Source organism: Agrobacterium sp. rho-8.1, from assembly GCF_033957725.1.
Lineage (GTDB): Bacteria > Pseudomonadota > Alphaproteobacteria > Rhizobiales > Rhizobiaceae > Agrobacterium.
In genome coordinates this window covers 1,049,188-1,074,785 of record NZ_CP192789.1, presented here as the reverse complement: position 1 = coordinate 1,074,785, position 25,598 = coordinate 1,049,188, and the positions used below count along the sequence as shown (strand labels likewise).

Below are 25,598 nucleotides of genomic sequence, written 5' to 3'. Positions count from 1 at the left end.
GGAAACGCTGCGGTTCCAATGTCTCCAGTGAAATGAATTGGCTGCAGACCATAAAACACCATGGTCATTCTGACCTTTATTCAAAGAGGCAAACATGCTTGCGAATTGGAATATTTCTCGGAAACTACTGGTAGCTTTTGCTTCGATATTCGCTGTTGTGCTTGTTCTCTGCGGAATTGTGTATTCTTCGCTAGCCCATATTGAAAAGGCCACAGCCCAAAATCGCGAGACGCAAGACGTCCTTAAAACCGCAGATGCCATTCTTGCCAGCCTCGTTGAAAATCAGAACGCGATGCGCGGATATGTAGCGAGCACGAACAGTGAATTCATCGAGCGCATGAACAAACAGACTGCGTCAATTCCACCTTTGATGATGCAACTTGCAAAACAGTTGGAGCCGGAAGAGGCCACTGGTGTAATAGGACCTTTGCAAACGGCGATCGACAACTTCAATGGTGAAATGGTGGCGACCACTGCTGCCGTTCAAGCCGGTAACCGCCTTGAGGAAACACGCGAGAACATCGCCAAAACAGCACGCCTGACGAAGATACGCGACGTCATCGGTAAATTGACGACTAGCAAGCAGGAGGCTTCTGCGAAACGAGCAGAGGCCTTGGCATCAACGTTCAATACGGCAATCGCAGCCCTAGCTATTGGGGGAGCAACTGCTGCGCTGGTCGCGCTCTCCATGGGCATCCTTCTATCAAAAGCGATAGGCAAACCCGTCGTTTCCATGACGTCGGCGATGGTTCAACTTGCGAACGGTAATACGGAGATCACCGTGCCGGCCATAGGTCGTAAGGACGAAATCGGCGCAATGGCAAACACTGTGGAGATTTTCCGTTCGAACGCCGTCGCCAACCTCCGCTTGGAACGAGAGGCCCAATCTCAGCGAGACATCTCAGAACGGCAACGCATACAAAGTGCTGAACAAGATCGCATTCGCTCCGAAGAGATGGCACAGGCGACGTCCGGACTTGGCGAAGGATTACGCCACCTTGCGGGCGGAAATCTAACCTTCCAGCTATTGAAGCCTTTCGCTCCTGATTTTGAAATGTTGCGAAACGACTTCAACACCGCTGTCTCGCAACTGGCTGACACCCTGCGCGCGGTCTCCGAAGCCACGGGTGGCCTGGATAATGGCAGCCGTGAAGTCAGCTCCAGCGCCGAAAATCTCTCTAAACGGACAGAACGGCAAGCGGCGTCACTTGAAGAAACTGCGGCGGCGCTTGACCAGATTACCGTCAATGTTTCCAACTCCTCAAAACGTGCCGATGAAGCACGCCGGATTGCCCTTCAGGCGAACGAAAGTGCGACAGACTCTGGACGTGTTGTCAGCAATGCCGTTGATGCGATGCAACGGATTGAGCAGTCTTCCGGTCAGATCTCCAACATCATCGGCGTGATTGACGAGATCGCATTTCAGACCAATCTTCTCGCGCTTAACGCGGGCGTAGAGGCCGCCAGAGCTGGTGAAGCTGGAAAGGGGTTCGCAGTTGTCGCACAGGAAGTGCGGGAATTGGCCCAACGTTCGGCGAAGGCCGCTCAGGAAATCAAGGATTTGATCCGGAACTCCTCTATTGAGGTACAGGATGGCGTAAAACTTGTGAGTGAAACTGGAACCGCCTTGAAGACGATCGAGAGCTATGTTGCCGTCATAAACGAGCACATGCGCTCAATTGCATCCTCAGCGAAAGAGCAATCGCTTGGGCTGAGTGAAGTTAATACAGCGGTTAATCAGATGGATCAGGTGACGCAACAGAACGCGGCTATGGTCGAGGAGATGAGCGCCGCAGGTGTTACACTCGCGAGTGAGAGCGGCAGGCTGCGCCAATCCGTCATGCAGTTCCAGCTCACAGAATCCGGCAAGACAACTGGGTTTCGGAACACTCCGTCGGCTGCTCAGCGCGTAGCTTGAAGTGCGTCAGCTGGATAACTGGCATTTAGCGCAGGGGTTGCAATAGGACCTTCCCATGTTTGATCCACTGAGGCCTCGATTTGGAGGCCTCTGATGGCCCGTCACCGCTTCAAGCAACGACGGCAATTGTTAGAACAGGTCCTCATCTTAACGCACAAGTACAATCGGCTGGACTGAAGACGCGGTCTGTAGACCATCGACATCAACGAGAACCCACCTGTTGAGGGAATGTCGTCTCCGGCGGTCGACACCCCGCTAAGCGTCGAAATTTATGGCAGGCCGCTGACATGGGACAGCTTCAATATTGATATAGATCGTGATCGGTGACCTCACTATCCCTCTGGCATAGTACACTTAAGATATACATCTGCGACGGCAATCCATTCAGCCGTCACCCATCTACGCCATCGCTGACTTTCAACTGTCTTCAGCTCAATTTTGGGCCAGTGCCTTTGGGTGGGCTCTTTCCGGCAAAACGGGCGGTGGTGCTCCGGTGGGGACAAACAAAGCTGATACAAGCTCATCAGAGGGGATTTCCTGTATATCGGCCTCGCTTTTCACCGCCAGTCCGGCGGCGGCAGCAGCTGATTGGCCAAGCTGCATCAGCGACATTTCCATTCGTGTCGCGCCGAATGCTTCGTGCGTTGCGCTGATAGCAAATATGGAGAGCAGGTTGGTGCATTCAGCACGACGCGGTGTGATCGCACCGTAAGGGATAGGGAACATAAGGTCGGCCCCTCCAGAAGGGGCTTCGAAGTTGCCCTCATTCCAGACCGACACTTTGGAGACGCCGAGAATATTGGAGTCGGCGCGAAGAATGCGCTGGGTATGGTGACTGTCGCGATTGTAGGATCCCGTGCCAATCGTGCGTGGATCAAGCGGATCCATGTCATCGTTGGCAGCGACTTCACGGCCGCTCAGCTGATAATCAGAGACCATGCGCCGAGCCTCGCGCACGTAGAGCTGATAGGGCCAGTGACGCTCATCATTCTCGTGCGGATCTTTGTAATGCGCTTCGTCCAGTCCATACTGCCTGAAGGCATCGCGCATATCGACCGGCATACGCGCATCCGGATGGTGCTGAAGCGCGTAGAAAAGTCCGCGTATCCATTTTTCGTGCGCCTTCCAAAGTTTTTCACGCGCGGCATAGTCGGCTTGTGGGTACCCCCATGATGCGCCAACGAGATCGGTAGAGACGGGGCCGAAATTGTTAATGTCGTAGATGCCATTGCCCAGATCGTTGTGCAGCAGGAAGAGCTTTACCGCCTCCGCTGGATTGTCCAACAGGCCGCCACGGTTGAGCACGTCGATCCAGCGATACAGGAGTTCGTAGCGTGCCGGGTCGAAACCTTCAGGTGCGGTTGCGGATAGATCCACCCTGCGCGATACGTCTTTCGTCATCGTCATGCGGAAGTTATAGGCCTGCACGGCACGATCCGCTGCACCATTTTCGGGTTGCGGATAGGAGCGAATACACGGGAGGATACCGCTTCCCGGGTTGCCGGAAACGACGTAAGGATCCACGGAAACCGGGCCAATGATTTTTTCCAGATGTCGCCAGCTGTAGAAATTATGGTTGGTTCCCAGCGCTGCGTGATCAGTACCTCGGTAACCGTTCAGCACGTTGTCGCCATTGCGCGCTTCCCGCCCAACGATTGTGCTGACCCCAGCCGCAGCAATCAGGTCGCCCTCATAGCTCGCATCGATGAACACACGACCGCGAAAAACCTGCCCGTCGATGGTCTCCAGCGATTCCAGTCGCGAGCCGAATTTTTTTACTCGCCGAAGGCCTAAAGTGGGGATAACGGGAATGTCGTAGGTTTTCACCAGATCATTGAAGACGCTTTCAGCGAACCGTGGCTCGAAATGAAACTGATCGTCGGACTGCTTGCCAGCAGCATTGATGAGACTGATAACGTGACGGCTCAGACCGCCATAGGCATTGCCTGAACTGATATCGGTGCCGCCCAGCCCGCCAGACATCATGCCGCCTATGTGCTTGTCTCGCCACCCTCCAACGATCACGGGCGAAAGACCCATGGTCCGAGCCTGGATTGCCGCCGTTACCGCGCCGCTGGTCATTCCATAGATCACGATATCGGCACGCTGCTCCGAGGCAAATGCCAGCTTCGGGGCAAACAGCAGGGCGCTACCGGCAATAAAGTGCCGTCGGTTGATATGAGAGAGCATTTTGTCGCCTATTCCTTAAAGGAGCGCCAGACCGGACAAGCCGGACACCGAAACAGCGCTTCATGTCTATTCTCCGGTATTAACCCCGAGCTGTTCAGGCGCGCGCTGATCCGACAGCTCACGACTGAAACTCGATCTAACCGTTGGGAAATTACTTGATTTCGCACCGCAGTAAATACGTAAAATTTTGCAGTGCAAAAAAATTTATCCTTGTGCTAAAGCAGTATTCTAAAAATTAATGTCCGTATTGATTGTGCTGAAAGCCGCTATATTGCAATCAGAGATTTCGAAAAATGCGATTTGACTGTAATATACGATATTTATATTCATCTATATTATAAATTAGTGAAAACTTTAAAATATAAACTAAATAAAACTTGAAGCGGGGGTTACAGAGCGGTAAAAATAATCAACTCTCTCATCAAGCAGCCTCAGTAAGTCTGCCAGAACCGTAAGGCGCGCAATTTCATGATAGGCAACATAAGACTTAGAATAGCGAGATTGAGAGCAAACAAATCAATCGTGCTGATGCAAAAAGGGCAGGCGCAAATCGACGGGAGTGTCACCGGCACTGGCAATCTTTCCCTCGGTCAAGCATGGAAGGGTCTTGTTCCCGAGCCTGCCCAGCTTGTTATAAAAGAGCGGGGTGAACTGCATCTCACGGGACAGTTTCATGCCTATAGCGGCAGTACGATTGGCATTCAAAGCGGTGCAAAGTTGACGCTGGGAGATGGATTTTGCAATCGCCAAAGCTGGATATCCTGCGGCTGCGAAATCACGATTGGCGAGGAGGTCTTCATCGCAGATCAAGCGATCATTCGCGATTGGGATGGTCACACCCTCGTCGGTCGCCCCAACAAGGCGCCCATCAGAATAGGCAATCATGTATGGATAGGGATGCGTGCCATGATATCCTTAAAGGCGTGACCATCGGTGACGGCGCTGTGATTGCAGCTGGAGCCGTCGTGACGAAAGATGTTCCGCCCCGCTCCGTTGTCGCCGGCAATCCTGCGAAAATCGTCAGAGATGAAATCGCTTGGGAGCCGTGAAGACGCTGATAGCCAGATCCTACGTGGATTTGTGGTAAATCTGAGCGCTTTAGCAGCGGTATCTTCGGCGTGTGAAGGGCGGACATCAGGCGCCGTGACCCATATGGTGAAGTCCAAAATTGCAGCCGGGCTCTCTCTTTAAGGCTCCAGTTTTGTACAAAGGCTACGCAGAATTTGTCGCGTTGTTTCTGAGCGCCACATATTCCCATACCGCCACAAGCCCAAGAACACTCGCACAGCCGATCTGTAACGCGTAAAGGGGCATACCTTGCAAGAGCAACAATATGACCAGAACGCCGATGCCGACAAAATGAGAGACGGGCCTGATGTAGGAGGATGCCACCTTCACACCGACGTTGCCTGCCAGAAACAGAATTGGTCCACCTGCAATGGCAAGCGCCTCTCGCCACGTTGATGGATCTTGACTGTGCGACAAACTGAAGTCTTCTCCGACAGCCGTCAAAATAATTCCCGTGACAATGGGGAGATGACCATAGTTGAATAGGTTCTGAGCGATCCTTTCGGGCTCGCCAGTACCTTCCACTTTCTCCGACACCTTTTCCTGCCCGTGGTGGAAGTAGATCCACCACATGAGAATCGTGCTTGCGAAAGCAGAGCAGAACACGACGAATGTAAGACTGGAATTCATATACTCCGTGGCTGTGCGACCGGTCGTTAGAATGGTTTCGCCCAAGCATATGATCACGAACAGTGCGCAACGTTCGGCAAGGTGTTCTCCTGAGAGATGAAGTCGCTCGTCTTTTCCTGTTTTTAATCCCGGGGCATAATATTTCACCAGAGGGCCTAGATATTCAGTGCCGATTGCAACGCCCCAAAAAGCGATTTGCCATCCAAGCGTCGAGGACAAGCCGCCAGCGATCCAAAACATGCTTGAGACTGCCAGCCATATGGCCATGCGAGAGAATGTGAGCGCGTTTTCGTGGTCTACGCCCTTGAAAACGTAAAGTGCGAAAAGTGACCGGCCGACTTGCATGATGCTATAGATCGTCGCAAACACCAGTGCCTGATCGGAAAATGCTTTGGGCAGCGCGATGGCAAGGAGCACGCCTGCAAACATCATCGTGAACAAGAACAGCCTGACGGGCCCAGCTTCCGTGTTCAGCATGTTCGTCAGCCAGGTGATCTGCACCCACAGCCACCAGAGTGAAAGAATGATAATGGCCGCTTCCACAAGAGCTGTGGACCCAAAATCCTTCGCCAAAGTGTGCGAGAGCTGGATGAGCGCAAAGACGAAAACGAGATCGAAAAACAGTTCCGGAAAAGTGGCTTTGCCGGCGTCTGCATCTTCCTGCCGGATCAGGTTTGATTTGTTTTTGGCTTTGGTTTCAGAGGCTGTTGGCTTCATCATTCGCGTCCCGTCCCCTCGCCGCGATTATGGTCTTCACTTCGAAGCCAGTTGCGCACGCGCATTTTCCCTCGCGAGTGATTGAGCGCGGCCAAACAATTCCACCTCCTTGGAATTGTCCGGGAAGAATCTTGGACCGACAAGCCTCACTTGCTTGCCGCTGACGTCGACAATGTAGCGGCCATCTTGACCTATAGTTTTGACGGGAGCGCTGAGAGTTTCAATATTCGTCTTTCGAAGATCAAGGCTGCTAACCTCGATATCCTGAGCCATAACGACCGTTGCAAGACAAAGAGCGGCGCCCACGCCGGCGCCTACGGCAACCCGTTTCATCAACAATCTCCTGAAAGTATTGAGCTTTTGTGCGGCAACAACACAGAAGACGTACATTTGGTTCCACAGTGTTTCGCAACGCACCAAATGGCCGCAAAATCGCGAGCAAAGGCACCGTGGTAGAACTCTTAGCGCCGTCGATCAGTGGATCGGCTCTCCTCCGTCGAGAAAGCTGCGAATGCCATCCTTTTCACATGTCGCCAGAAACTCCTCCCAGGCGTCCTTGTCGGTCGCAAAGGCTTCTTCCCATGATGTGACATCCTCCTCCTCGCTGACGACCTCCATTTGCCAATCATTGTTGGTTCCGGCCGGACGGAAAATGTCGACAAGCACGGTGATGCCATCGTCTTCGAATTCACCCGAAAATTCGGAGTGCTCCAGTTTTTCTTTCTTTGGCATGTTTGACCCTCTGGTACGCGCGATCGCGGGTTATAAAGTGTTTGACCTGTTTGTGTACGTCATCACATATTTTCGATGCAAAAGTCGATGCCAAGGAACCACCATGGTTCAATCTCGATTACGTACCAAAATTCTTGATATGGTTAGGTAGCATGCGTGAAACGAGCCGGTGGTCTTGGGAGTTGCTTCGACAGAAATACCTGACGACGCCGACGCTGTTACGCTCCATACCTGTGGGCGTTGTCATCGCCGCTGGGGTCGTCGCCACGACTTGGACCCATACCCTTCTCAGCGACCACCAAGATATGGTCGTTCACACCTACGAAGCGATTGATACAACAAAGGATGTGCTGATCGCGCTCGACGATGCAGAAACGGGACAAAGAGGCTACCTCGTCAGTAGCGACCGGCGATATCTCGATCCCTATGACAAGGCGTTGGGCAGACTGCACACGCTGCAAGCCGATCTGCTGAAAAGAATATCCGACAACGAGAACCAGGTTGCTCGGGTCACGACGCTCAATGGGCTTATCGATACCAAACTGAAAGAACTCAGCCACTCCATAACGCTTCACGACCAGAACAGTGCTGACGATGCACGGGCTCAAGAGAGTGCCTATATGGCAACAGCCACGATGGATCGCATCCGCAACATCATCGGCGACATCACTGTCAGTGAGCGCGGCCTTTTGGAAACCAGACAAGCCGAGGTGGAGTCCGACGAATTTCGGATCCAGTTGGTTGCGATCATCCTTGGACTGGCCTCCTTCCTGACACGGGCGGGGGTTGAGATGTATCTGACGAGAAGACAGGAGGCGAAGTGATGCGCCGTTACAGCAATTCCCTCAAGGACGCGGTGATCAAGGCGTGATCCTCGACATCGGGTAGGCCACTGACTGCCACCGAGCCTATCAAGGTCCCTCCCCGCAACGTCAGCGGAAATCCGCCGCCGCTTGCAACAAAATTTGCAGAGGGTAGGCCGAACTTTGCATTGAAATCATATCCTCCTGCTTCCGCTTGAAGCCGGACACGAAGCGAACTGCGATGGAAGCGATGAACGACCGCGCACTTGCGGCTTGTCCAGCCGAAGTTGTCAACCGTTGCGCCAGGCAGCAGGCTCGCAAAAACGACATCTGCTCCGTGCCGAACTTCAACGGCAACGGGGAGGTTCCGCAACACCGCTTTCTTCCTGATATGGCTACCCAAAACCCAGGCGAAATCATAGTCGAAGCGTTCCAGTTGGAGCATATCCTCCTCGATCTTCAACATGTCCAATGTGGGTATCTGTGCGGCCATGACTTGCTCTTTCTTCAATCGTCAACGTCGTTCACTTCACCCTTCTTTCAGGTAGTTGAAAAGTCAAACAGTTAGAAACTTTTTGTGCCCAGGAATCGAGAATGTTGTCGTATTTCACAAGCAGGTTAAATGGCACACAGTCATCCCAACAGTCTGCGGTTCGCTGTGACTGTTTTCGACGTGAAGAGCACACATCAGCGAGCCCACGAAGCCCCTCCCCCCCGAAAATGAACGTGTCGTTATCGTCCTTGGACCGGCGCCTAAAAAGCCCTCCAAGTGAGTCATAAATCGTTATGCAATTGAACGAAAAAATGGCTGTTAACGCATCAGAATTTTAGAACATCGGCACCTATTAGCGCTCGATTCAGATTTGAATGTCACGCTTAAGAAAATTAGGAAGTAACGTCATAGTCAAGATCGGCTTTGTTGTGACGCAAGAGTGAGCCGAGATTTGGATCACCAGTTTGACAGTCGCTGAAAAAATCTTCGATGCAGATGTCGCGGCAAACGCTCTGGATGAAGCCTGGAATTTTGCATGCACAGGACTTTCAATCCAGGCTCTTTCGATAGCAGGGTCTATTCTGGCATCCGCAGAGCAGCGCGGCGATCAATCCCTTATCGCGCGCAGTTCCCAACAAAGTGCCTGGTATTGTTTTCAGCTTGGCAAAGCCGAGCAAGGTTTGGATTTCGCGGAGAAGGCAGTCACCCTTTGGAAACAACTGGAAGAACCAGCATTTGAGGCCGAGGCACTCAGCATAAAAGCCTGGCTGCAGCTGGAACTCGGCAATTTGGAGAGTGCCATCGAATTGGCTGCGGAAGCGCTGAATATTGCCGACCAGAGCGGTAACCTCAGGTCTCGATCCCTGGCCATCAACGTCGTCGGCGTGATCTTCTGGATGACGCGACAACCGACGCAAGCACTCGATTATTGCGGTCGTGCGGTAGAACTCGCTCGAGACGCGTGCGATGTCACCTTCGAATGTTGGTGGTTGATCAACCTGGGCGGCGCTCACTCGGAGGTCGCCTATCTGGCCCTGGAAAGGGACGACAGGACTTCCTTCGAAAGCTCGATGAAAACGGCAATCGACATAACAAGTCAGGCATATGATATCGCCGTGACGCTGAAAGACGCATGGGCGGAAAGACTGTGTCTGGGAAATCTGGCGGAATATTCCAATGCCCTCGATGAATTCGTTATGGCAGAAGAATATCTCGCGCAGTACCGCGCGGTACCAGGCAACGACGACGACAGAGGCAAAGGGCATTATCTGGATATTCTCGGACGCACGCTGATTTCGCTGACGCGCTACGAGGAGGCACTGGTTCCATTGAATGAGGCGCACGCGCTCGCCAAAGAAAACAGCAATGTCGAAACACTGATGAATGCCTGCCTCTATCTGTCCAGGGCACATGAACATCTGCGGGCCTTTGAACCCGCATTGCATTTTTACAAACGGTACCATTCTCTGCATCAGCAGTTCACAGCGGAAAGAACCCAGCAAAATGCCCGCTTGGTTGAAATCCGCTATGAAACCAAAAAGCTGAAGACATCGCTGGACACAGAAGCCGAAAGCTCAGCGCAACTGGCGCGGTCGCTAGCAGCCCTTCAGCAGCAGACCACCCTCCTGACTGAGGCGGCGAACACGGACCCGCTGACAGGACTTGCCAACCGTCGGCGTCTGGAAGCTATCTTGAGTGATATCGACTTATCGCGCAGCCAATATGCGCTGGCGATGCTGGACGTCGATCACTTCAAGAAAATAAACGATACCTTCTCACACATCACGGGTGATCGGGTTCTCGCACAAATCGGCTCACTGATCAAAAACTCGGTCCAGGAGGGCGACCTCGCGGTCCGCTTTGGCGGTGAAGAATTCATCATCATGATGCCGGGTGCGACAATGGCACGAGCCAAAAGGGCCTGCGAACGGATGCGCCTCACAATCGCAAGATACGACTGGTCGAGAATATCGGCGGAACTGACCGTGACCGTGAGCATCGGCGTGGCCGTTTCCAATGACGCACCAAATGCGGACGTGGTTCTGGAAAGTGCCGATCACCACCTTTATTGCGCAAAACAGTCTGGACGAAACAGAGTCGTATGTCTCCCGTAAAGCAGTCTATCGATAAGTCCCGACTTGCAATTGAGCAAAAATTGAGCAAAAAATACGATTGACTGAAATCAGTGCTTATCATAGCCTGACATTAACACATGGCGTCACACGCCGATGGCAATTGAGCCCCGAATACTGCTTCAAGCGGTTCGGGGCTTTTTTTGTTCTAGGCGCCTGCTTCACCGATCGCGCAACCGGAATTGGATAGAACAGGATGAACATCGAACGGCGTGATGATACAAAGGAGCAGCCTGGGAAATGATGCGTGATCGTGTGCCCGTCTCCATCCTTTATTCCACCACGGGTCCCTACGCCGCCTTGGGTCGTGAGGCTGTTGACGGAGCAATGGCGGCTGTTGCCGAGATCAATGCCGATTATGCCCATGGTTTCGATATCGCTGCCAAGATCGATGATCCCGGTGGCAGGGCGGAAGGATATGCAGCCCTGGCCCGCTCTGCCATCCGCGATGGTGGCTGTCGCCACATCATCGGCACCATCACGTCCTGGAGCCGCAAGGATGTGCTACCGATCGCGGAGCGCCACGGTGCGCTTTTGTGGTACGCCTTTCCCTATGAAGGCTATGAGGCGAGCGATAGCGCCGTCTATCTCGGCGCCTGTCCAAACCAGCATCTGCTGCCCCTGTTCGATTACGTGCTGCCACGTCACGGTCGCCGACCCTTCATTGTCGGCTCGAACTATATCTGGGGCTGGGAGATCAGTCGCATCGCCCGTGAAATAGCAGAGGCGTCCGGCGGGCAGGTCGTTTCTGACCGCTACGTTCCGCTCGGCTCAACCGAGGTCGATCACCTCATCAGCGAAATCCGAGACAAGAAGCCCGATTTCATTTTGAGCAACCTGGTGGGCCAGTCCGCAACGGCTTTCATCGAAGCTTATGGCGCATTTCGCAAACACCAGCAGGATGCACCACCCATCGTTGCCTGCAACATGTCGGAGACCGACTTGGATGGCCTGAGCCATGACGCGCGGCATGGCCACATCTCGACATCGATCTATTTCGACCGGCTCGATACGCCGGAAAATCGCGCGTTCAAGACACGCATGACAACCCGTCATGGCGCCAGACGATGCATCACCACGCCCTTCATGTCGGCTTACATGGCGATGTCGATCCTCGCCCGGTCCATTGCCGACGCCGGGACGGACGCGCCGGAAGCTGTTCGCAAAGTCGCGACCGCCCGACTGTTCGACACCCCGGTGGGATCTGTCGGGATTGATCCGCGGACCCATCACGCTGCGCTGAAACCGCACCTGGGGGTGTCGGACGAAGAGGGTGGCTTCACCCTTCTCCAAAGTGCCGATGAGGCGATCCCTGCCGATCCTTATCTCGTGCGCTCCTTGCAAAAGCCCGCGTCAGTGTCTCATTCACCAATACTGAAGGTGATCAAATGACGCGCCGGGACAGACCCCTTCTTGCCCAATGGCATGCCGTTATCCTGCACCGCGATCATCCATCAGTCGATGCGCTCCGGCGTCAGCTCGAACTCCTGCATATCCGTGTCACGCAATGCTGGCCGCATCTGAACGAGGCAGAGGCGGACGTTGTTTTCTTCGACGCGGATATGGGCCATGACGGTCAATTTCCATGGCCGCGAGGATACGCACCCATGCCGATGATTGCCCTGATTGGCTCAGAAGCGCCAGGCCGGATCGAGTGGGCGTTGGATCAGGGTTCGAACGCCCACCTGCTGAAGCCGATCTGCTCCACCGGAGCATATAGTGCGCTTTTGATCGCAGCCGATGCCTACGCGAAGGTGAAGGCGCAGGCCGATGATATTCGAGCGCTAGAAGACAGGCTGCGCCAGCGACCCATCGTCGTGCGGGCCATTCTCCATTTGCTTCAGAACGAGGGCGGCGGCGAAGCGGCGGCGTGGAAGCGTTTGCGCTCGGTGGCTATGGACTGGGGCATGACCATCGAAGATGCCGCGGAAGCAATCTGTCGCAACGACAAGCATACCCGGAAGGGTACGTAAAAACAGGAGCAAGGCCCATGGAGATCACTGAAGGATTTGCGCCTTATGGCGAGTACCAGACATGGTACCGGATTACGGGCGACCTTTCCTCATCCAAGCCGCCGCTGATCGTCGCGCATGGAGGGCCGGGCTGCACCCATGATTACGTCGATAGCTTCAAGGACATAGCAGCGACTGGCCGGGCTGTTATCCACTACGATCAGGTTGGCAACGGTCAATCGACCCACCTGCCCGAAAAGGGTGGTGACTTCTGGACTGTCGCGTTCTTCAAGGCGGAACTGCACAACCTCATCGACCACCTCGGCATCCGCAATGCGTATTGCCTGCTTGGACAGTCATGGGGCGGTATGCTGGGAGCGGAATTTGCCGTCGATCAGCCCGTTGGCCTGAAGGCGCTCATCATTGCGAATTCGCCGGCTGCGATGTCCACCTGGATTTCCGAAGCCAACCGCCTCCGCCGGGAGCTTCCGCAGGACGTTCAGCAAACCCTCCTGCGTCACGAAGAGGCCGGGACAACGGACAGTGCTGAATACATGGCGGCGACTGATGTGTTCAATCAGCGTCACGTGTGCCGCGTCGTGCCCATGCCGCCGGAAGTGCAACGCACGTTTGACGCCATTGGCGCAGACCCCACCGTGTACCACACGATGAATGGCCCCAATGAATTCCATGTCATCGGCACCATGAAGAACTGGTCAATCGTCGGCAGGCTCGCAACCATTGACGTGCCGACCCTCCTGATTTCCGGACGCTTCGACGAGGCAACGGAAGCCTGCGTACAGCCCTATGCGGACGAGATTCCGAATGTACGATGGACGATTTTCGAACAATCCAGTCACATGCCGCATGTGGAAGAACGCGACGCATGCATGGCCGTTGTCGAGGCCTTCCTTGATGAAACGGCAACCTAAAAACCGATAAAATCGAACAAAAAAAGCCTGAACCAAGAGAAAACAGAGGGAAACGAAGCATGAGCATTCTCCTGAAACATCTATCCCGGCACACGGGCGCGCTGATTGTAGCCTGCCTTCTTGCCCAGACCGCTCTATCCGGCGTGGCGCAAGCCGAAGACCGGGCAGCCCTGATGAAAGAACATCGTGGCGGCACCATCACGATGGCTGCGGTTTCCGCAGCCGGTACCGTCGATCCGATGATCAACTATACCGCTCAGTTCTGGCAGCTTTTCCAGATGACATACGACGGCCTTGTCAAGTTCAAGCAGGTCGCGGGCACCGGGGGCTTCGATATCGTTCCGGCGCTTGCGGAAGCCATTCCGGAGCCGACCAATGACGGGAAGACCTATGTCTTCAAAATCCGGAAGGGTATCAAGTTTTCCAATGGTCGCGAAGTCATGCCATCCGATGTCGTTGCCTCTTTTCAGCGCATCTTCAAGGTTAAAGGCCCGACAACTGGCAGCTTCTACAACGGCATTGTCGGGGCTGATAAATGCATCGCGGATTCTGCGACATGCACGCTTGAAGGCGGCGTTACCGGAGATGATGCGGCTGGCACGGTGACGCTCAATCTCATCGCACCCGACGCCGAAATCTTCTCAAAGCTTGCCGTACCCCATGCCTCGATCCTGCCTGCCGATACGCCAACGGCCGACGCGGGCACGACACCGATCCCAGGAACGGGGGCCTACATGATTACAAGCTACGATCCGAATTCCGAAATGGTGCTGAAACGCAATCCGAATTTCAAGGAATGGAGTGTCGACGCGCAGCCTGACGGCTATGCCGACGAGGTCATCTACAAGTTCGGCTTGACCGAGGAAGCGGCGATCAACGCCATCATCAACGGCCAGATCGACTGGCTGTTTGACACGCCACCCGCCGACCGACTGCCCGAAATCGGCACGAAATACGCCAGCCAGATTCATATCGATCCGCTCGCGGCATTCTGGTACGCACCGATGAACACCAACCTTGCTCCCTTCGACAATGTGAAGGTGCGTCAGGCGCTGAACTATGCGGTCGACCGCGATGCGGTCGTCGGCCTCTTCGGCGGTGAGGCGCTTGGCCAGCCGGTGTGCCAAATTCTGCCGCCGGACTTCCCGGGTCATGTCGACAATTGCATCTACACCAAGGAGCCTGGTCCGACCTGGGGCGAGCCCGATATGGAAAAAGCTCAGGCGCTGGTGGACGAGTCCGGTACCAAGGGCCAGAAGATCACGGTGATTGCAGAGGATAACGCAGCGTCGCGCGGTATCGGCACCTATATCGCCAGCGTTCTAACTGAGCTCGGTTATGATGCGTCGATGAAGGCGATTTCGCCCAACATCCAGTTTACTTACATCCAGAACACCAACAACAACGTCCAGATCAGCGTATCGCAATGGTATCAGGACTACCCTGCGGCATCGAACTTCCTGAACGTGCTGCTTTCTTGCGGCTCCATCAACAAGGGCAGCGATTCGTCCATCAACATCGCTGGATACTGCAATAAGGATCTGGACGCCCAGATGAAGATGGCGATGACCACCGCCCTCACGGATCAGAACGCCGCCAACGCGATCTGGGCTAAGGTCGATCAGGCTTTCATGGAGCAAGCGCCCATGGCCCCGCTCATCACGCCGAAAAGCGTCAACTTCACCTCGGCGCGGCTAGGCAACTATCTGTTCAACAAGCAGAACCGTTGGATCACGTCTCAGGCATGGGTCAAGTAACCCGCATCTAGCTGGTATTTCGACCAGTCAAAAAGACAATGCTTCAAAGATGGAAGACGGCGCGGCAAAGCTTCGCCGTCGCCTCCTTCCGCTAGACCGAGATGCGCAGCAGGAAACGTTATGACCACCTCTTCCGAAATGGCCGTCTCCAACGCCGGATTGCCCGAACCTGTGGTAAAACATATGGGTGCGGGACCCTGGAAACGTGCCTGGCATCTGCTGAAACGTGACAAACCAACCGTTATAGCCGCCTTTGTTCTGGTGCTGATCATCCTGTCGAGTCTCTCCGCGCCGCTTTACGCTGCCTATGTGGCGGGTAGTGATCCGTTTCGCTCCAATCTTTCGGCTCGCATCACCATCGACGGCCAGCGAACGAAGGTGATGCAGGCGTCGACAGAAGGCCTCGGGCTTGGCGTGACGCCAATCGGCCCGACCTGGGGCGCGCAATATTTTCTGGGTGCAGACACTCAAGGGCGCGATGTTGCAGCGCGACTTCTTTATGGCGGGCGCAATTCGTTGCTGATCGCAACGGCCTCCACCGCGATCTGTCTGGCGCTTGCCGCTCTTATCGGCATTTCAGCGGGCTTTTTCGGCGGGTGGACCGACCAGATCCTGTCGCGCATCCTGGATATTCTCTGGGCATTCCCCGTCTATCTGCTCGCCATATCGCTTTCTATCGTGCTTCTGTCCCAAGGCATCGTCCTCGGTCCTATCGAGATCACAGGGGATAGCCTGGCTCTGCCGATTTTCATCATCGGCATCATCTATGTGCCTTACGTTGCGCGACCCGTGCGTGGACGCGTGATGGCACTGAAGAAAAGCGAGTTCGTTCTGGCAGCAACCGGCCTTGGCATTCCGGCGTGGCGCATTCTTCTCAACGACATCCTACCCAACGTCTCGACAATGCTGATCGTCTTTGTGCCGCTCATGATGGCGCTGAATATCATCACGGAAAGCTCGCTCTCATTCCTCTCGATCGGGGTACAGGCACCGGATGCAAGCTGGGGAACCATTATTCAGGACGGCCAGACGCTGCTCTACACAAGGCCGGCAGTCGCCTTGTCTCCAGGTATCGCCATCGCTCTCACCGTGCTGTCGCTCAACGTGCTTGGCGACAGCATTCGCGATGCGCTCGATCCAAGAACGAAACTGGCATGAGGAGACGCCCATGATCCTTGCTGTCATCCAGCGCGTCGCCCAGATGCTGTTTGTCATGATTGGTATTTCTGCACTTGTCTTCTTGATCTTCTTTGCGACGCCAGGTTCCGATCCGGCTGCACGCCTTGCAGGGCGCAACGCCTCGCCAGAAACAGTGGAGTCCATCCGCAAAGACTTCGGCTTTGATCGCTCGTTGCCCGTCCAATATGTGATCATGATGAAGCGCCTGTTCGTAACGCAGGATCTGACCTCCTTCGTCAATCGCGGAATGCGCGTCGTACCGGCGGTTGCTTCAGCCGCTCCCGTGACGCTGTCGCTGGTGGCGGGTGCTGCCATTCTGTGGGTAATCGGTGGCATTTTCGTCGGTGTCGTCGCTGCTTTGGCGCGCGATACGCTGCTCGACCGCGGGCTGATGGCGCTGTCGTTGATCGGCGTGTCCATGCCGGTCTACTGGCTGGGCGAAGTGATGAACCTCATCACGCAAAGCCGCTTTCACGACACCGTTTTTTTCTCATGGGTTCCAGCGCTGGGCTACAAGCCCTTGATGACGGACCCTGTCGGCTGGTTCAAGACGCTCATCATTCCCTGGTTCACGCTGGCCGCCCTTTACATCGGCATTTATGGCCGCGTCCTACGGGCTAACCTGGTCGAGGCCTATCAGGAAGACTTCATCCGCACTGCCCGCGCCAAGGGGCTGACCCCTGCCCGCGTTATGCTGCGCCATGCGCTTCGCACGTCACTCATTCCGTTCGTGACCATGTTCGGGCTTGATTTCGGCGTTCTGGTTGGAGGTTCGGCGCTGTTGACTGAGGTCGTATTCGGGTTGAATGGCGTTGGTCGGCTCACCTATCAGGCGCTGCTTAATCTCGATCTGCCGATGGTGCTGGGAACCGTGATGTATGCATCCTTCTTCGTCGTTCTTGCCAATGCACTCGTGGACGTCGTCTATGTCCTCATCGATCCGCGCGTCCGGGAGACCTGAGGCCATGACCAATCCGGAAAAACCTGTTCTCCTCGACGTGAACGGCCTTACGGTTTCGTTTGCGACTGATCGCGGGATGGTCTCGGCCGTCCGCGATGTGTCCTTCAATGTCCGCGAAGGTGAAATCCTGTCCATCGTCGGCGAGTCCGGCTCTGGAAAATCCGTGACACTCCTGTCGCTGCTCGGCCTCCATGACCGAAAGACCACCCGCGTCGATGGCATGGTCGCCTTCAGGGGTCGCCGCATTCTGGAGCTATCCGCCAACGACCTGCGGCGCATCAGAGGTAAGGAAATCGGCCTTATTTCGCAGGACCCGATGACCGCGCTGACGCCCGTCTACACAATCGGCTGGCAGATCGCAGAGCAAATCCGTGCTCACGAGCCGGTGTCCGCACGCATGGCCAGGAAACGAGCCATCGAGCTTTTGGGAGAGGTCGGCCTGTCCAATCCAGGTGAGGCCGTAGACCGCTATCCCCATCAGTTGTCCGGCGGCATGCGCCAGCGCGCCGTCATCGCCATGGCGCTATCGTGCAATCCGGCGCTGCTTGTGGCTGATGAACCAACCACAGCGCTTGATGTTACGGTTCAGGCCCAGGTCCTCGATCTTCTCTTACGCCTTCGCAAGGATTTCGGTTCCGCTATCATTCTGGTTACCCACGATATGGGCGTCGTGTCTGAAATCGCCGACCGCGTCGCCGTCATGTACGCCGGTCGCATCGTAGAGCGTGGAGAAACGGAGGCAATGTTCGCAAGCCCGCTTCATCCCTACAGTTGGGGCCTGATGGCCTCCATCCCGCCGCTCACAGGGACCCGGCTCAATCGCCTCAAATCCATTCCCGGCATGCCCCCGACACCGGAAACAATCGGCGAGGGCTGCGGCTTTGCGCCTCGCTGCGCCTTTGCCCAGCCTCAATGTCTGCAACGGCCGCCGCTTCGACGTTCCGGGGAACAGGCGGCACTTTGTGTCTTGGAAGAGCCAGAACGCGGTCTGCTGCGCCAATCTGTCTTGACACCGGAGGAATTCGCATGACACCCCTTGGAAATTCACGGGAAGACGCTCCTCTGATGTCAGCCAGATCGATCGTCAAAACATTCACTATCGGCAAGACCATCAGGCCGGGCTCCGGTCGCATCCTTCATGCGGTAGACAACATCAGTCTCGACGTTTTCACCGGCGAAACGCTTGGTCTTGTGGGAGAGTCGGGAAGCGGCAAGTCGACGCTTGGACGGTGTCTGACCCGGCTCTATGACATCAACGGAGGCACGCTGACATTCGACGGCTCCGACATAACCAAAGCTGGTTCGGGGGCATTGAAGCCCGTGCGACGCAAGATGCAGATGATATTTCAAGACCCTTCCGCCTCACTTAACCCTCGCCGTCGGGTCCGTGACATTCTGGCAGAAGTGCTAAAAGTCCATCGCATCCGCGAGGGGGGCGCCATCGATGCAAGGCTAGGCGAACTCATGGACCTTGTCGGCCTTCGCCGTGACTATCTCAATCGCTACCCGCACGAATTCTCCGGCGGTCAGCGTCAGCGCATCGGTATCGCCCGCGCCTTGGCGGTCGAACCGAAACTGATCGTTGCGGACGAACCGGTCTCTGCGCTCGACGTGTCGGTGCAGGCACAGATCGTCAATCTTTTCAGCGACCTACAGGAACAGCTCGACCTCACCTACGTTTTCATTGCCCATGATCTCGCGGTGGTGCGCCAGGTATCCACCCGTATCGCCGTCATGTATCTCGGCTCGATTGTGGAGATAGGGGAGACTGACGCGCTTTACGCAAGGCCGAGCCATCCCTATACGCAAGCCCTCCTATCGGCGATCCCGCAGCCGCATAATCGTGGTCAGCGAAGTCGGATTCTGCTGTCAGGCGAAATCCCAAGCCCGCTCAATCCGCCCGCAGGCTGCAAGTTTTCCACGCGCTGTCCTACGGCACAGACCATCTGCCACCAGACGCGCCCGACACTTGCAGCCATCTCTCCGGAGCGCTCGGTCGCATGCCATTTTCCGCTGGTCTGAGGTTTACCTGCAGGATGAGCGGCCTAACAACAAGTCTATCGTCCAAAATCGACCTCGCGCTAACGGTAGTCGGTCCCACGGGGTAATGGCGCAACTCTGTAACGCGAGCGCCGAGATGACCCGCAATGGTGTGATTGTTTTCGAGTGAATCTGACGAAAGCTGCCGGTTCATAGCGGCAACACATTTGCAAACAATCTCAACAAGGCAGGCGCTGATTGATTTGGCGAAATGAAAAGCTCTTACGATCGATGATGTTTTGGAACCGAGGGCGCTACCCGTGAGCCAGTGATTGCCGGAAGCGCTCTTGATTGAAGGTATGGTCGCGGTGTTGCGGGAAAAGTCTAAAACGGAATCGGCATGGTGAGGTTGACGAGAAAGCGGTCTCCACCAGCGGTATTTTTCACCTCAAAGTCATGGAGGTAGTCGAGGTTGACTTCAACTGGCCCCAGCTTTTTCGTGAAGCCAATGCCGATGCCGAATTCCTTTCCTTTCCCATTCGTGGTTCCACCATAGAAGCGACCATTGTTGCGGTCGTCTGTCACCTGCTGGCGGAAGTAGCCTACTGGCCCGATACTGAAGCCGTTTACCTCCTTCATGGCTGTCCAGTTTAGAATAAATTCGTCACCGGACCGATAATCCGTGTCCGGGTTTTCTGCATGGACGAAGTAATTGGCGTGAGCCGAGAGGTTCCAGCCATTGGCGAGATAACTGAGGCCGATGTCTGCGGATGTCGTGAAGGCGTTAGAGCCGGTGTTGACGGAACCGGGTGCCGCGCTGAACTTACCGGTCGGGAAGGTAAAGCCGACCCCTGTCTGCACAAAGACACCGGGCGCGATCATCCAGGACAGGTTGAGCGGAGAGATGACGATATCGCCGACATCGAACTCGTTCCCCTCAATACCGAAAGCACGCTGATTGACCCCTACCAGCGGAACACTCAGCATGGCGCGGTAGGTCCCGCCGAAAACTGTATCGCCCGGCACCCAGTGGAATTGTTGCGCGCTGGCTTTGACGTTCACTTCGATGGGCAGCTTTGAATCACCGTTGTAGACATCGGCGAATGTAAAATCCGTCCGCATGGAATAATACAACCCGGGCGGCGGATTTGCGCCGACCGGTACACCCACGGTTCCGCCGGGCGGCATGGCCGTCGGGGTTCCGGGCTCACGCCCATAGGCTGCGGATCCTGCCACAAGGAGCGTAACTGCCAGACCTAAAATGCGCAATTTCATGCTGCTTCCCCTCTTGAATTGACGAACCTGAAATTCCGCCAGTCGTCCGTTTGGATAAAGTTTGATCCGCTAGCTGTTCCCGCCGGCTGATACCGCGCATGTTCAGTCCGTTCGGATGATCTGCCGCGCAATTCTGCAAACGCAGGTCCGCCGGGCGAGCTCACGCTGTCTTCTGGTTTGTCTCCAGTTTTGAAGACGCGTTGGGACGGTCTGCCGCATTGCCGCATGATGATGCATCAAGCCGGGCCTGGACGTGGCTATCGGCTTGTTCAACGAGGTCGATCAGGATCTGGTTGAAAGCATCGGGTCGTTCGAACTGAGGCGTGTGTCCACAGGATTCCAGAACGATGAGCTTGCCGTTTTTCGTGAGTTTTACCGCTTCGATGGAATGCGAACAGGGCAGTACGGCATCCTCGCGCCCGTGAAGGAATACGATGGGCTGGCTAAGTTTCTGGAGGATTGCGCGGGATTTGCGGATCAATTGCGGATGTTGAGCGCCAAGCCAAGACATCAGCCGCAAGGTTCTGACGAAGGCCTTTGCGCCGCCCGGCTTATACACGTTACGGGCCACCACGGCCCGGATGGCGTCGGAAACGACAGCAGCATCATGGAAGATCGCTTTGAGTTGCTGCGCAACTGCCATCGGGCTTGGCCGCGTCATGAGATCTCCAAGGATCGGTAGCGTCATGAGCCGGAATGCGAGAGGTGTCTTCCGTGCAAACCCCGCGCTGCTAGCCAGAAGCAGACCCCCGACGCGCAGTGGGTGCGTGTCGGCCATCCTTAACGAGATCAGACCTCCGAGCGAGTTGCCGACGAGAATGACCTTGTCGATATCCAACGCATCCAGAAAGCGCCATGCGACGACACTGAATTTACCGGGTTCATAGGGCTGATCGCCGAGATCCGATAGACCATGTCCAGGAAGATCCCATGCAATGAGGCGAAACGATCCCCCCAGTGTCTCGAGTTGCTTGAGAAACATTTCCAGCGAGCCGCCGATCCCATGGGTCAAGAGGATCGGAGTGCCGGTCCCCCCCGTGTCGCGGTAGCGGATACGGACGCCATCAACGGCGATGTATTGGTCATGCATGGAAATCTCCCTAAAATGTGCGGAACTGATGATGATCGTGACCCGGCACGCGTTCGCGACGGGTGAAGATCCGAGAGGCCGAATGCGACACCACTGCCCTTGACCGGAGGTTGGCGTCCATGAGCTGCTGCGGTGCAGAGAGCTAGCGCGGGACAATTACGATGGACCATTCACGCCCTCCTCAGCGCTCCCTTTAAAGAAAACAACGCTCCGCCGTTCGGCGCGGATGGGCTCCACGCCGGCAACGATGGTACTCTCGCTTTCCCTCCAGTCCGTCCTCCAACGGCATGATTATGGCTAAGCAAACGGCATGCCAGAATCATTATTTCTATTAGATTCTCCTGATAAATTTAGTAGATAAAGGGCGAGCGACAGGGACGCGATAAAACGTGTCGCGACGCAGATGGACCCAGCCGTCCATGAATTTCAGGAAATGATGAAAACCGTCTCTGAAACATGAAATCCTGAAAGAGCGAATGATGATGTCGATCTTATTCCCTCGCTAGAAGAACATCTTTCCTGCCCCGGGTTTTAAGAAAGGCTCCGCTGGATACAGGGGTGCTTTCGCCATTGCCGGAGCTCATGAAAGCCGCATACGATGACCTTGCAAGCGCTAGCCGGACGACGGTAGCCGCGTCAAACCATGATATCCCCAAACGGTCTCAGCACGTACAGCCGTTGCGAATCTGTCTCTGAGGATTGGGCAGACTCCGTTTGCCGATCTCCAGTGCGATAATGTTCCGTCAACGTGGCGATCCGCGCCGCCTCCAGCTCGCATCTCGCGCGCAGAGTACCCAGCTCGATATCAAGGGCTTTGCTCTCAGCTTCATTCACAGCGCCTGAGGATTTCTGGCGTATCGCCGCCCAGGCAAGCGCGCAATGTCCGACAAGGTGGAGATAGGCAACGGAGGCGGCTTCACTGCCCCGATCCTGCGGGGTCACGAGCTGCGTCGCTTGTTTGAGGATCTCGAGCGCAGCCTCGACCAAATACCGGTCTTCGGGCACCATATGACCGAGATCATCGCGGATCAGCTTGAGAAAGACGCCGAGACCGGCGCTGCCGCCGCGCCAGATCCCGCGTTGCACCAGATCGGCTGCCTGGATACCGGTCGTACCTTCGAAGATCGTCAGAACCCGCGCGTCACGAAGCGCCTGTTCTATAGGCCAGTCGGCAGTGTAGCCAGCGCCGCCGAGAACCTGGATTGCCTCGCTCGCGCAATCGAAGGCGATTTCGCCGCCGAGCGTCTTGATCACCGGCAACAGCCATTGCACCAGTTGCTGGCTTGTCGCGGCGGCCTCTTTATCGGGCTCGAACTCGGCGAGTTCCGCATGTGCCGCGACCGTATAGAGCAAATTCCGGAATGCGATCACCGTCGCACTTATGCGTTTCAGCATGCGTTGGACATCAGGATGCGTGTCGATCCGCACCGGCTGTGCGGCCTTGCCACCCTGACGCCGTTCGGCGGCATAGGCTTGGGCCACGTCGAGGGCGCTGACAGCGATCCCGAGCCCCATGGCGCCCACCGCAAGCCTCATCCGCGTGATCATACCGAAAATCGTGGCCATACCACGGCCCGGCGCACCCAGTCGCTCGCCGAGAGCGCCCTCGAAGCCAAGCGCGCAGGTGGGCGAAAGATGCAGTCCGAGCTTTTCTTCAAGCCGTCTCGTCACCACTGTCTTACCGGCCTCGTTCGGTCCGCAGGGTACGAGAAAGAGCGAGAAGCCTCCCGCTTCAGCTTCGCATGCAAGAACGCAATGGAGGATCGTCTCCGTCAGATCATGGTCGCCGAAGCTGATCCACTGTTTTTCGCCGGTAATCCGCCAACGGTCGCCCGCTGGCTCTGCGACCGTTCGCAGCCGGGCAACATCGGAGCCTGCCTCCACCTCGGAAATACAGATGGTCGCACCGATTTCGCCGGAAGCGAGACGTGGTAGCCAGCGTGCGCGGATATCGTCATCGCCGAACATCGAGATCATTCTGGCGGCGGAGCGCATCGGCACCGGCAGCATGCCGAAGGCGGGTGACGCGCGGTCGAACACCTCCTGGATGGCGACCGCCAACACGAGCGGGAGGCCCTGTCCGTCGAAATCCGAGTCCATGTCGAGCGACAGCCAGCCGCCAGCCGCATAGTGGTTCCATGCGTCCTTATGCACGTCAGAGGTCCGCACGCGACCCTCTTGGTAATGGGGAGGATTGCGCTCTCCATCAGCATTGAGCGGTGCGATGACCTTCGAGGCGAGGCGATCTGCCTCTTCGACGATCGTTTGGATCAGCGCATCTTCGGCAATTGCGAAGCGGCTTTGGATGTCACGCAACCGCTGCAATTCCGGCAGACGGGCCAGTGTGTGGAGGATCGGGGCGAGATCAGCTACGGGTAGTTCGGCACGTGTGGTCATGCAAACCGCCCGTTCTTCGCCAGGGGTTGACCGCAAACGCAAATGTCCATCGGGCTCATCAAACTCTCCTCCTCATGCCACGGCGCTTCTTCGTCTCTGCGAGCCATCGACACCGCCATGTGCGACCAATCGATACCGTCTCTTATCATTTATTGCTTTTCTAGAAAAGAAATATTGACGCAGAATGGACTCGGGCGCAAGATCGAACCGTTAGGGCGTGGAGGAGCGCGGTTCTGGTGATCGTCAAAAAGCCCAAGGGAGGCGGACGCGGTAACCGAGTGTACCGTTGCCTTCGTCGGTCGTCGCCGGTCCGGCATCATAGCTGGCGGTCGGAGGCCGCCTGCGAGAACTTCGTCGCTTTGGCTTCGGATATGTGTCTGGGAGGATAGTTTATGATCAAAGTAAGAAAAGCAATTATTTCATGTGCCGTGACCGGTTCGGTCCACACGCCAACCATGTCCGATTACCTGCCGATTACGCCGGACGAGATTGCTCAGCAATCCGTCGAGGCTGCCGAGGCGGGAGCCGCCATTCTGCATCTACACGCCCGCGATCCGAAAGACGGACGGCCGAGTGCGGATCCCGCGATCTTCATGCAGTTTCTGCCGCGGATAAAGCAACAGTGCGATGCCATCGTGAACCTGACGACTGGCGGAGCTGTCGGTATGTCACTCGATCAACGACTTGGCGCGGCGCGTGCGGCCCGGCCCGAATTGACGTCCCTCAACATGGGAACCATGAATTTCGGGGTCTTCGTCGCAGCCGAGCAACCTCGAACTTGGAGATATGACTGGGAGCAGCCATTCCTCGAATCCACCCGGCATACCGCGATGAGCAACAGCTTTGCACAGATCGAAGCCATTGCGACGGAGCTTTCCGGCTATGGCACCCGCTTCGAGCACGAATGCTACGACATAAGCCATCTCTACAACCTCGCCTACTTTGCCGACAAGGGCATTATCAAGCCGCCTTTCTTCATCCAGTGCATCTTCGGAATACTCGGCGGCATGGGCGGTGATCACGAAAACCTCACGCATATGGTGACGATCGCGGACAAGCTGTTCGGCAACGACTGGCATCTATCTGTCCTGGGTGCCGGCAAGCATCAGATACCCTTCGCGACGATGAGCGCTGCCATGGGTGGCAATGTTCGTGTGGGCCTCGAGGACAGCTTGATGATTGGCCGTGGGCAGCTTGCCCAGACCAATGCAGAGCAAGTCCGCAAGATCCGTCGTATTCTGGAAGAGGCTGGCAGGGAGATCGCAACACCCGACGAGGCACGGCAAATGCTGGCGCTGAAGGGCAGCAGCGAAGTCGCCTTCTGACGAGCGCTTGGCGCTCTGCGCTGGGGATACATGAAGACCAGATGACGTCTGGTTGCTGGAGGAGGAA

Annotated in this window: 20 protein-coding genes and 1 pseudogene; 13 read left to right on the top strand and 8 right to left on the bottom strand. The window is 56.0% G+C overall.

All coding sequences use genetic code 11. The annotated features are described in order from the left end of the window. Nucleotides 1-94 precede the first annotated feature (94 nt). On the top strand, nucleotides 95-1,918 hold the full coding sequence (locus tag RMR21_RS19870; protein ID WP_498671133.1) for a methyl-accepting chemotaxis protein: 1,824 nt from the start codon (nucleotides 95-97) through the stop codon (nucleotides 1,916-1,918). A gap of 432 nt (nucleotides 1,919-2,350) precedes the next feature. Here RMR21_RS19870 and RMR21_RS19865 read toward each other — a convergent pair whose 3' ends face one another. Continuing rightward, entirely contained in the window at nucleotides 2,351-4,108 is a 1,758-nt protein-coding gene (locus RMR21_RS19865) for an FAD-dependent oxidoreductase (protein ID WP_498671132.1), read from the bottom strand. A gap of 852 nt (nucleotides 4,109-4,960) precedes the next feature. On the opposite strand from RMR21_RS19865, the pseudogene RMR21_RS19860 reads away from it, so the two are divergent. After that, nucleotides 4,961-5,133 (top strand): annotated as a pseudogene (locus RMR21_RS19860) (DapH/DapD/GlmU-related protein); the annotation flags it as partial. Between the two features lie 187 nt (nucleotides 5,134-5,320). On the opposite strand, the gene RMR21_RS19855 reads toward RMR21_RS19860, so the two are convergent. From RMR21_RS19855 to RMR21_RS19845, 3 genes are all read right to left on the bottom strand, one after another. Beyond that, entirely contained in the window at nucleotides 5,321-6,526 is a 1,206-nt protein-coding gene (locus RMR21_RS19855; protein ID WP_498671131.1) for a low temperature requirement protein A, read from the bottom strand. 33 nt (nucleotides 6,527-6,559) lie between these two features. Further along, complete coding sequence (locus tag RMR21_RS19850) at nucleotides 6,560-6,856, bottom strand: hypothetical protein (RefSeq protein ID WP_498671130.1); 297 nt, start codon at nucleotides 6,854-6,856, stop codon at nucleotides 6,560-6,562. A 141-nt stretch (nucleotides 6,857-6,997) separates the two neighbouring features. Beyond that, nucleotides 6,998-7,255, bottom strand: a complete 258-nt coding sequence (locus RMR21_RS19845; RefSeq protein ID WP_498671129.1) for a hypothetical protein — start codon at nucleotides 7,253-7,255, stop codon at nucleotides 6,998-7,000. A 152-nt stretch (nucleotides 7,256-7,407) separates the two neighbouring features. Between RMR21_RS19845 and RMR21_RS19840 the strand changes: the two genes are divergently transcribed. Next, nucleotides 7,408-8,079: a CHASE3 domain-containing protein gene (locus RMR21_RS19840; RefSeq protein WP_498671128.1), complete on the top strand. Its 672-nt coding sequence runs from the start codon at nucleotides 7,408-7,410 to the stop codon at nucleotides 8,077-8,079. A gap of 7 nt (nucleotides 8,080-8,086) precedes the next feature. Here RMR21_RS19840 and RMR21_RS19835 read toward each other — a convergent pair whose 3' ends face one another. Continuing rightward, nucleotides 8,087-8,551 (bottom strand): heme-degrading domain-containing protein, encoded by a 465-nt coding sequence (locus RMR21_RS19835; protein WP_498671127.1) that lies wholly within the window; start codon nucleotides 8,549-8,551, stop codon nucleotides 8,087-8,089. A 464-nt stretch (nucleotides 8,552-9,015) separates the two neighbouring features. On the opposite strand from RMR21_RS19835, the gene RMR21_RS19830 reads away from it, so the two are divergent. The 9 genes from RMR21_RS19830 to RMR21_RS19790 all read left to right on the top strand — a co-directional run bounded on the left by RMR21_RS19830 (nucleotide 9,016) and on the right by RMR21_RS19790 (nucleotide 19,486). Continuing rightward, on the top strand, nucleotides 9,016-10,665 hold the full coding sequence (locus tag RMR21_RS19830) for a diguanylate cyclase (protein WP_498671126.1): 1,650 nt from the start codon (nucleotides 9,016-9,018) through the stop codon (nucleotides 10,663-10,665). A gap of 258 nt (nucleotides 10,666-10,923) precedes the next feature. Beyond that, nucleotides 10,924-12,075, top strand: a complete 1,152-nt coding sequence (locus RMR21_RS19825; protein WP_498671125.1) for a transporter substrate-binding protein — start codon at nucleotides 10,924-10,926, stop codon at nucleotides 12,073-12,075. Beyond that, nucleotides 12,072-12,656, top strand: coding sequence for an ANTAR domain-containing response regulator (locus tag RMR21_RS19820; protein WP_498671124.1), 585 nt, complete (start codon nucleotides 12,072-12,074; stop codon nucleotides 12,654-12,656). Before RMR21_RS19825 ends, RMR21_RS19820 begins: the two co-directional genes overlap by 4 nt. A gap of 17 nt (nucleotides 12,657-12,673) precedes the next feature. After that, nucleotides 12,674-13,567, top strand: coding sequence for a proline iminopeptidase-family hydrolase (locus tag RMR21_RS19815; RefSeq protein WP_498671123.1), 894 nt, complete (start codon nucleotides 12,674-12,676; stop codon nucleotides 13,565-13,567). Between the two features lie 59 nt (nucleotides 13,568-13,626). Continuing rightward, nucleotides 13,627-15,324, top strand: a complete 1,698-nt coding sequence (locus RMR21_RS19810) for an ABC transporter substrate-binding protein (RefSeq protein WP_498671122.1) — start codon at nucleotides 13,627-13,629, stop codon at nucleotides 15,322-15,324. 120 nt (nucleotides 15,325-15,444) lie between these two features. Next, nucleotides 15,445-16,482 (top strand): ABC transporter permease, encoded by a 1,038-nt coding sequence (locus RMR21_RS19805; protein WP_498671121.1) that lies wholly within the window; start codon nucleotides 15,445-15,447, stop codon nucleotides 16,480-16,482. A 10-nt stretch (nucleotides 16,483-16,492) separates the two neighbouring features. Further along, nucleotides 16,493-17,464, top strand: coding sequence for an ABC transporter permease (locus RMR21_RS19800; RefSeq protein ID WP_498671120.1), 972 nt, complete (start codon nucleotides 16,493-16,495; stop codon nucleotides 17,462-17,464). Nucleotides 17,465-17,468: 4 nt separating this feature from the next. Then, complete coding sequence (locus RMR21_RS19795) at nucleotides 17,469-18,494, top strand: ABC transporter ATP-binding protein (protein ID WP_498671119.1); 1,026 nt, start codon at nucleotides 17,469-17,471, stop codon at nucleotides 18,492-18,494. After that, nucleotides 18,491-19,486: an ABC transporter ATP-binding protein gene (locus RMR21_RS19790; protein ID WP_498671118.1), complete on the top strand. Its 996-nt coding sequence runs from the start codon at nucleotides 18,491-18,493 to the stop codon at nucleotides 19,484-19,486. Before RMR21_RS19795 ends, RMR21_RS19790 begins: the two co-directional genes overlap by 4 nt. A gap of 342 nt (nucleotides 19,487-19,828) precedes the next feature. Here RMR21_RS19790 and RMR21_RS19785 read toward each other — a convergent pair whose 3' ends face one another. From RMR21_RS19785 to RMR21_RS19775, 3 genes are all read right to left on the bottom strand, one after another. Beyond that, nucleotides 19,829-20,719 carry a SphA family protein gene (locus RMR21_RS19785; RefSeq protein ID WP_498671117.1) on the bottom strand — a complete coding sequence of 297 codons (891 nt, stop codon included), beginning with the start codon at nucleotides 20,717-20,719 and terminating at the stop codon, nucleotides 19,829-19,831. Between the two features lie 160 nt (nucleotides 20,720-20,879). Beyond that, a complete protein-coding gene (locus RMR21_RS19780) occupies nucleotides 20,880-21,809 on the bottom strand; it encodes an alpha/beta fold hydrolase (protein WP_498671116.1) in 930 nt (309 codons plus the stop codon). 636 nt (nucleotides 21,810-22,445) lie between these two features. Continuing rightward, complete coding sequence (locus RMR21_RS19775; protein WP_498671115.1) at nucleotides 22,446-24,206, bottom strand: acyl-CoA dehydrogenase family protein; 1,761 nt, start codon at nucleotides 24,204-24,206, stop codon at nucleotides 22,446-22,448. A 395-nt stretch (nucleotides 24,207-24,601) separates the two neighbouring features. On the opposite strand from RMR21_RS19775, the gene kce reads away from it, so the two are divergent. Next, nucleotides 24,602-25,531 carry a 3,5-dioxohexanoate:acetyl-CoA acetone transferase gene (gene kce, locus RMR21_RS19770; protein ID WP_498671843.1) on the top strand — a complete coding sequence of 310 codons (930 nt, stop codon included), beginning with the start codon at nucleotides 24,602-24,604 and terminating at the stop codon, nucleotides 25,529-25,531. Nucleotides 25,532-25,598 lie beyond the last annotated feature (67 nt).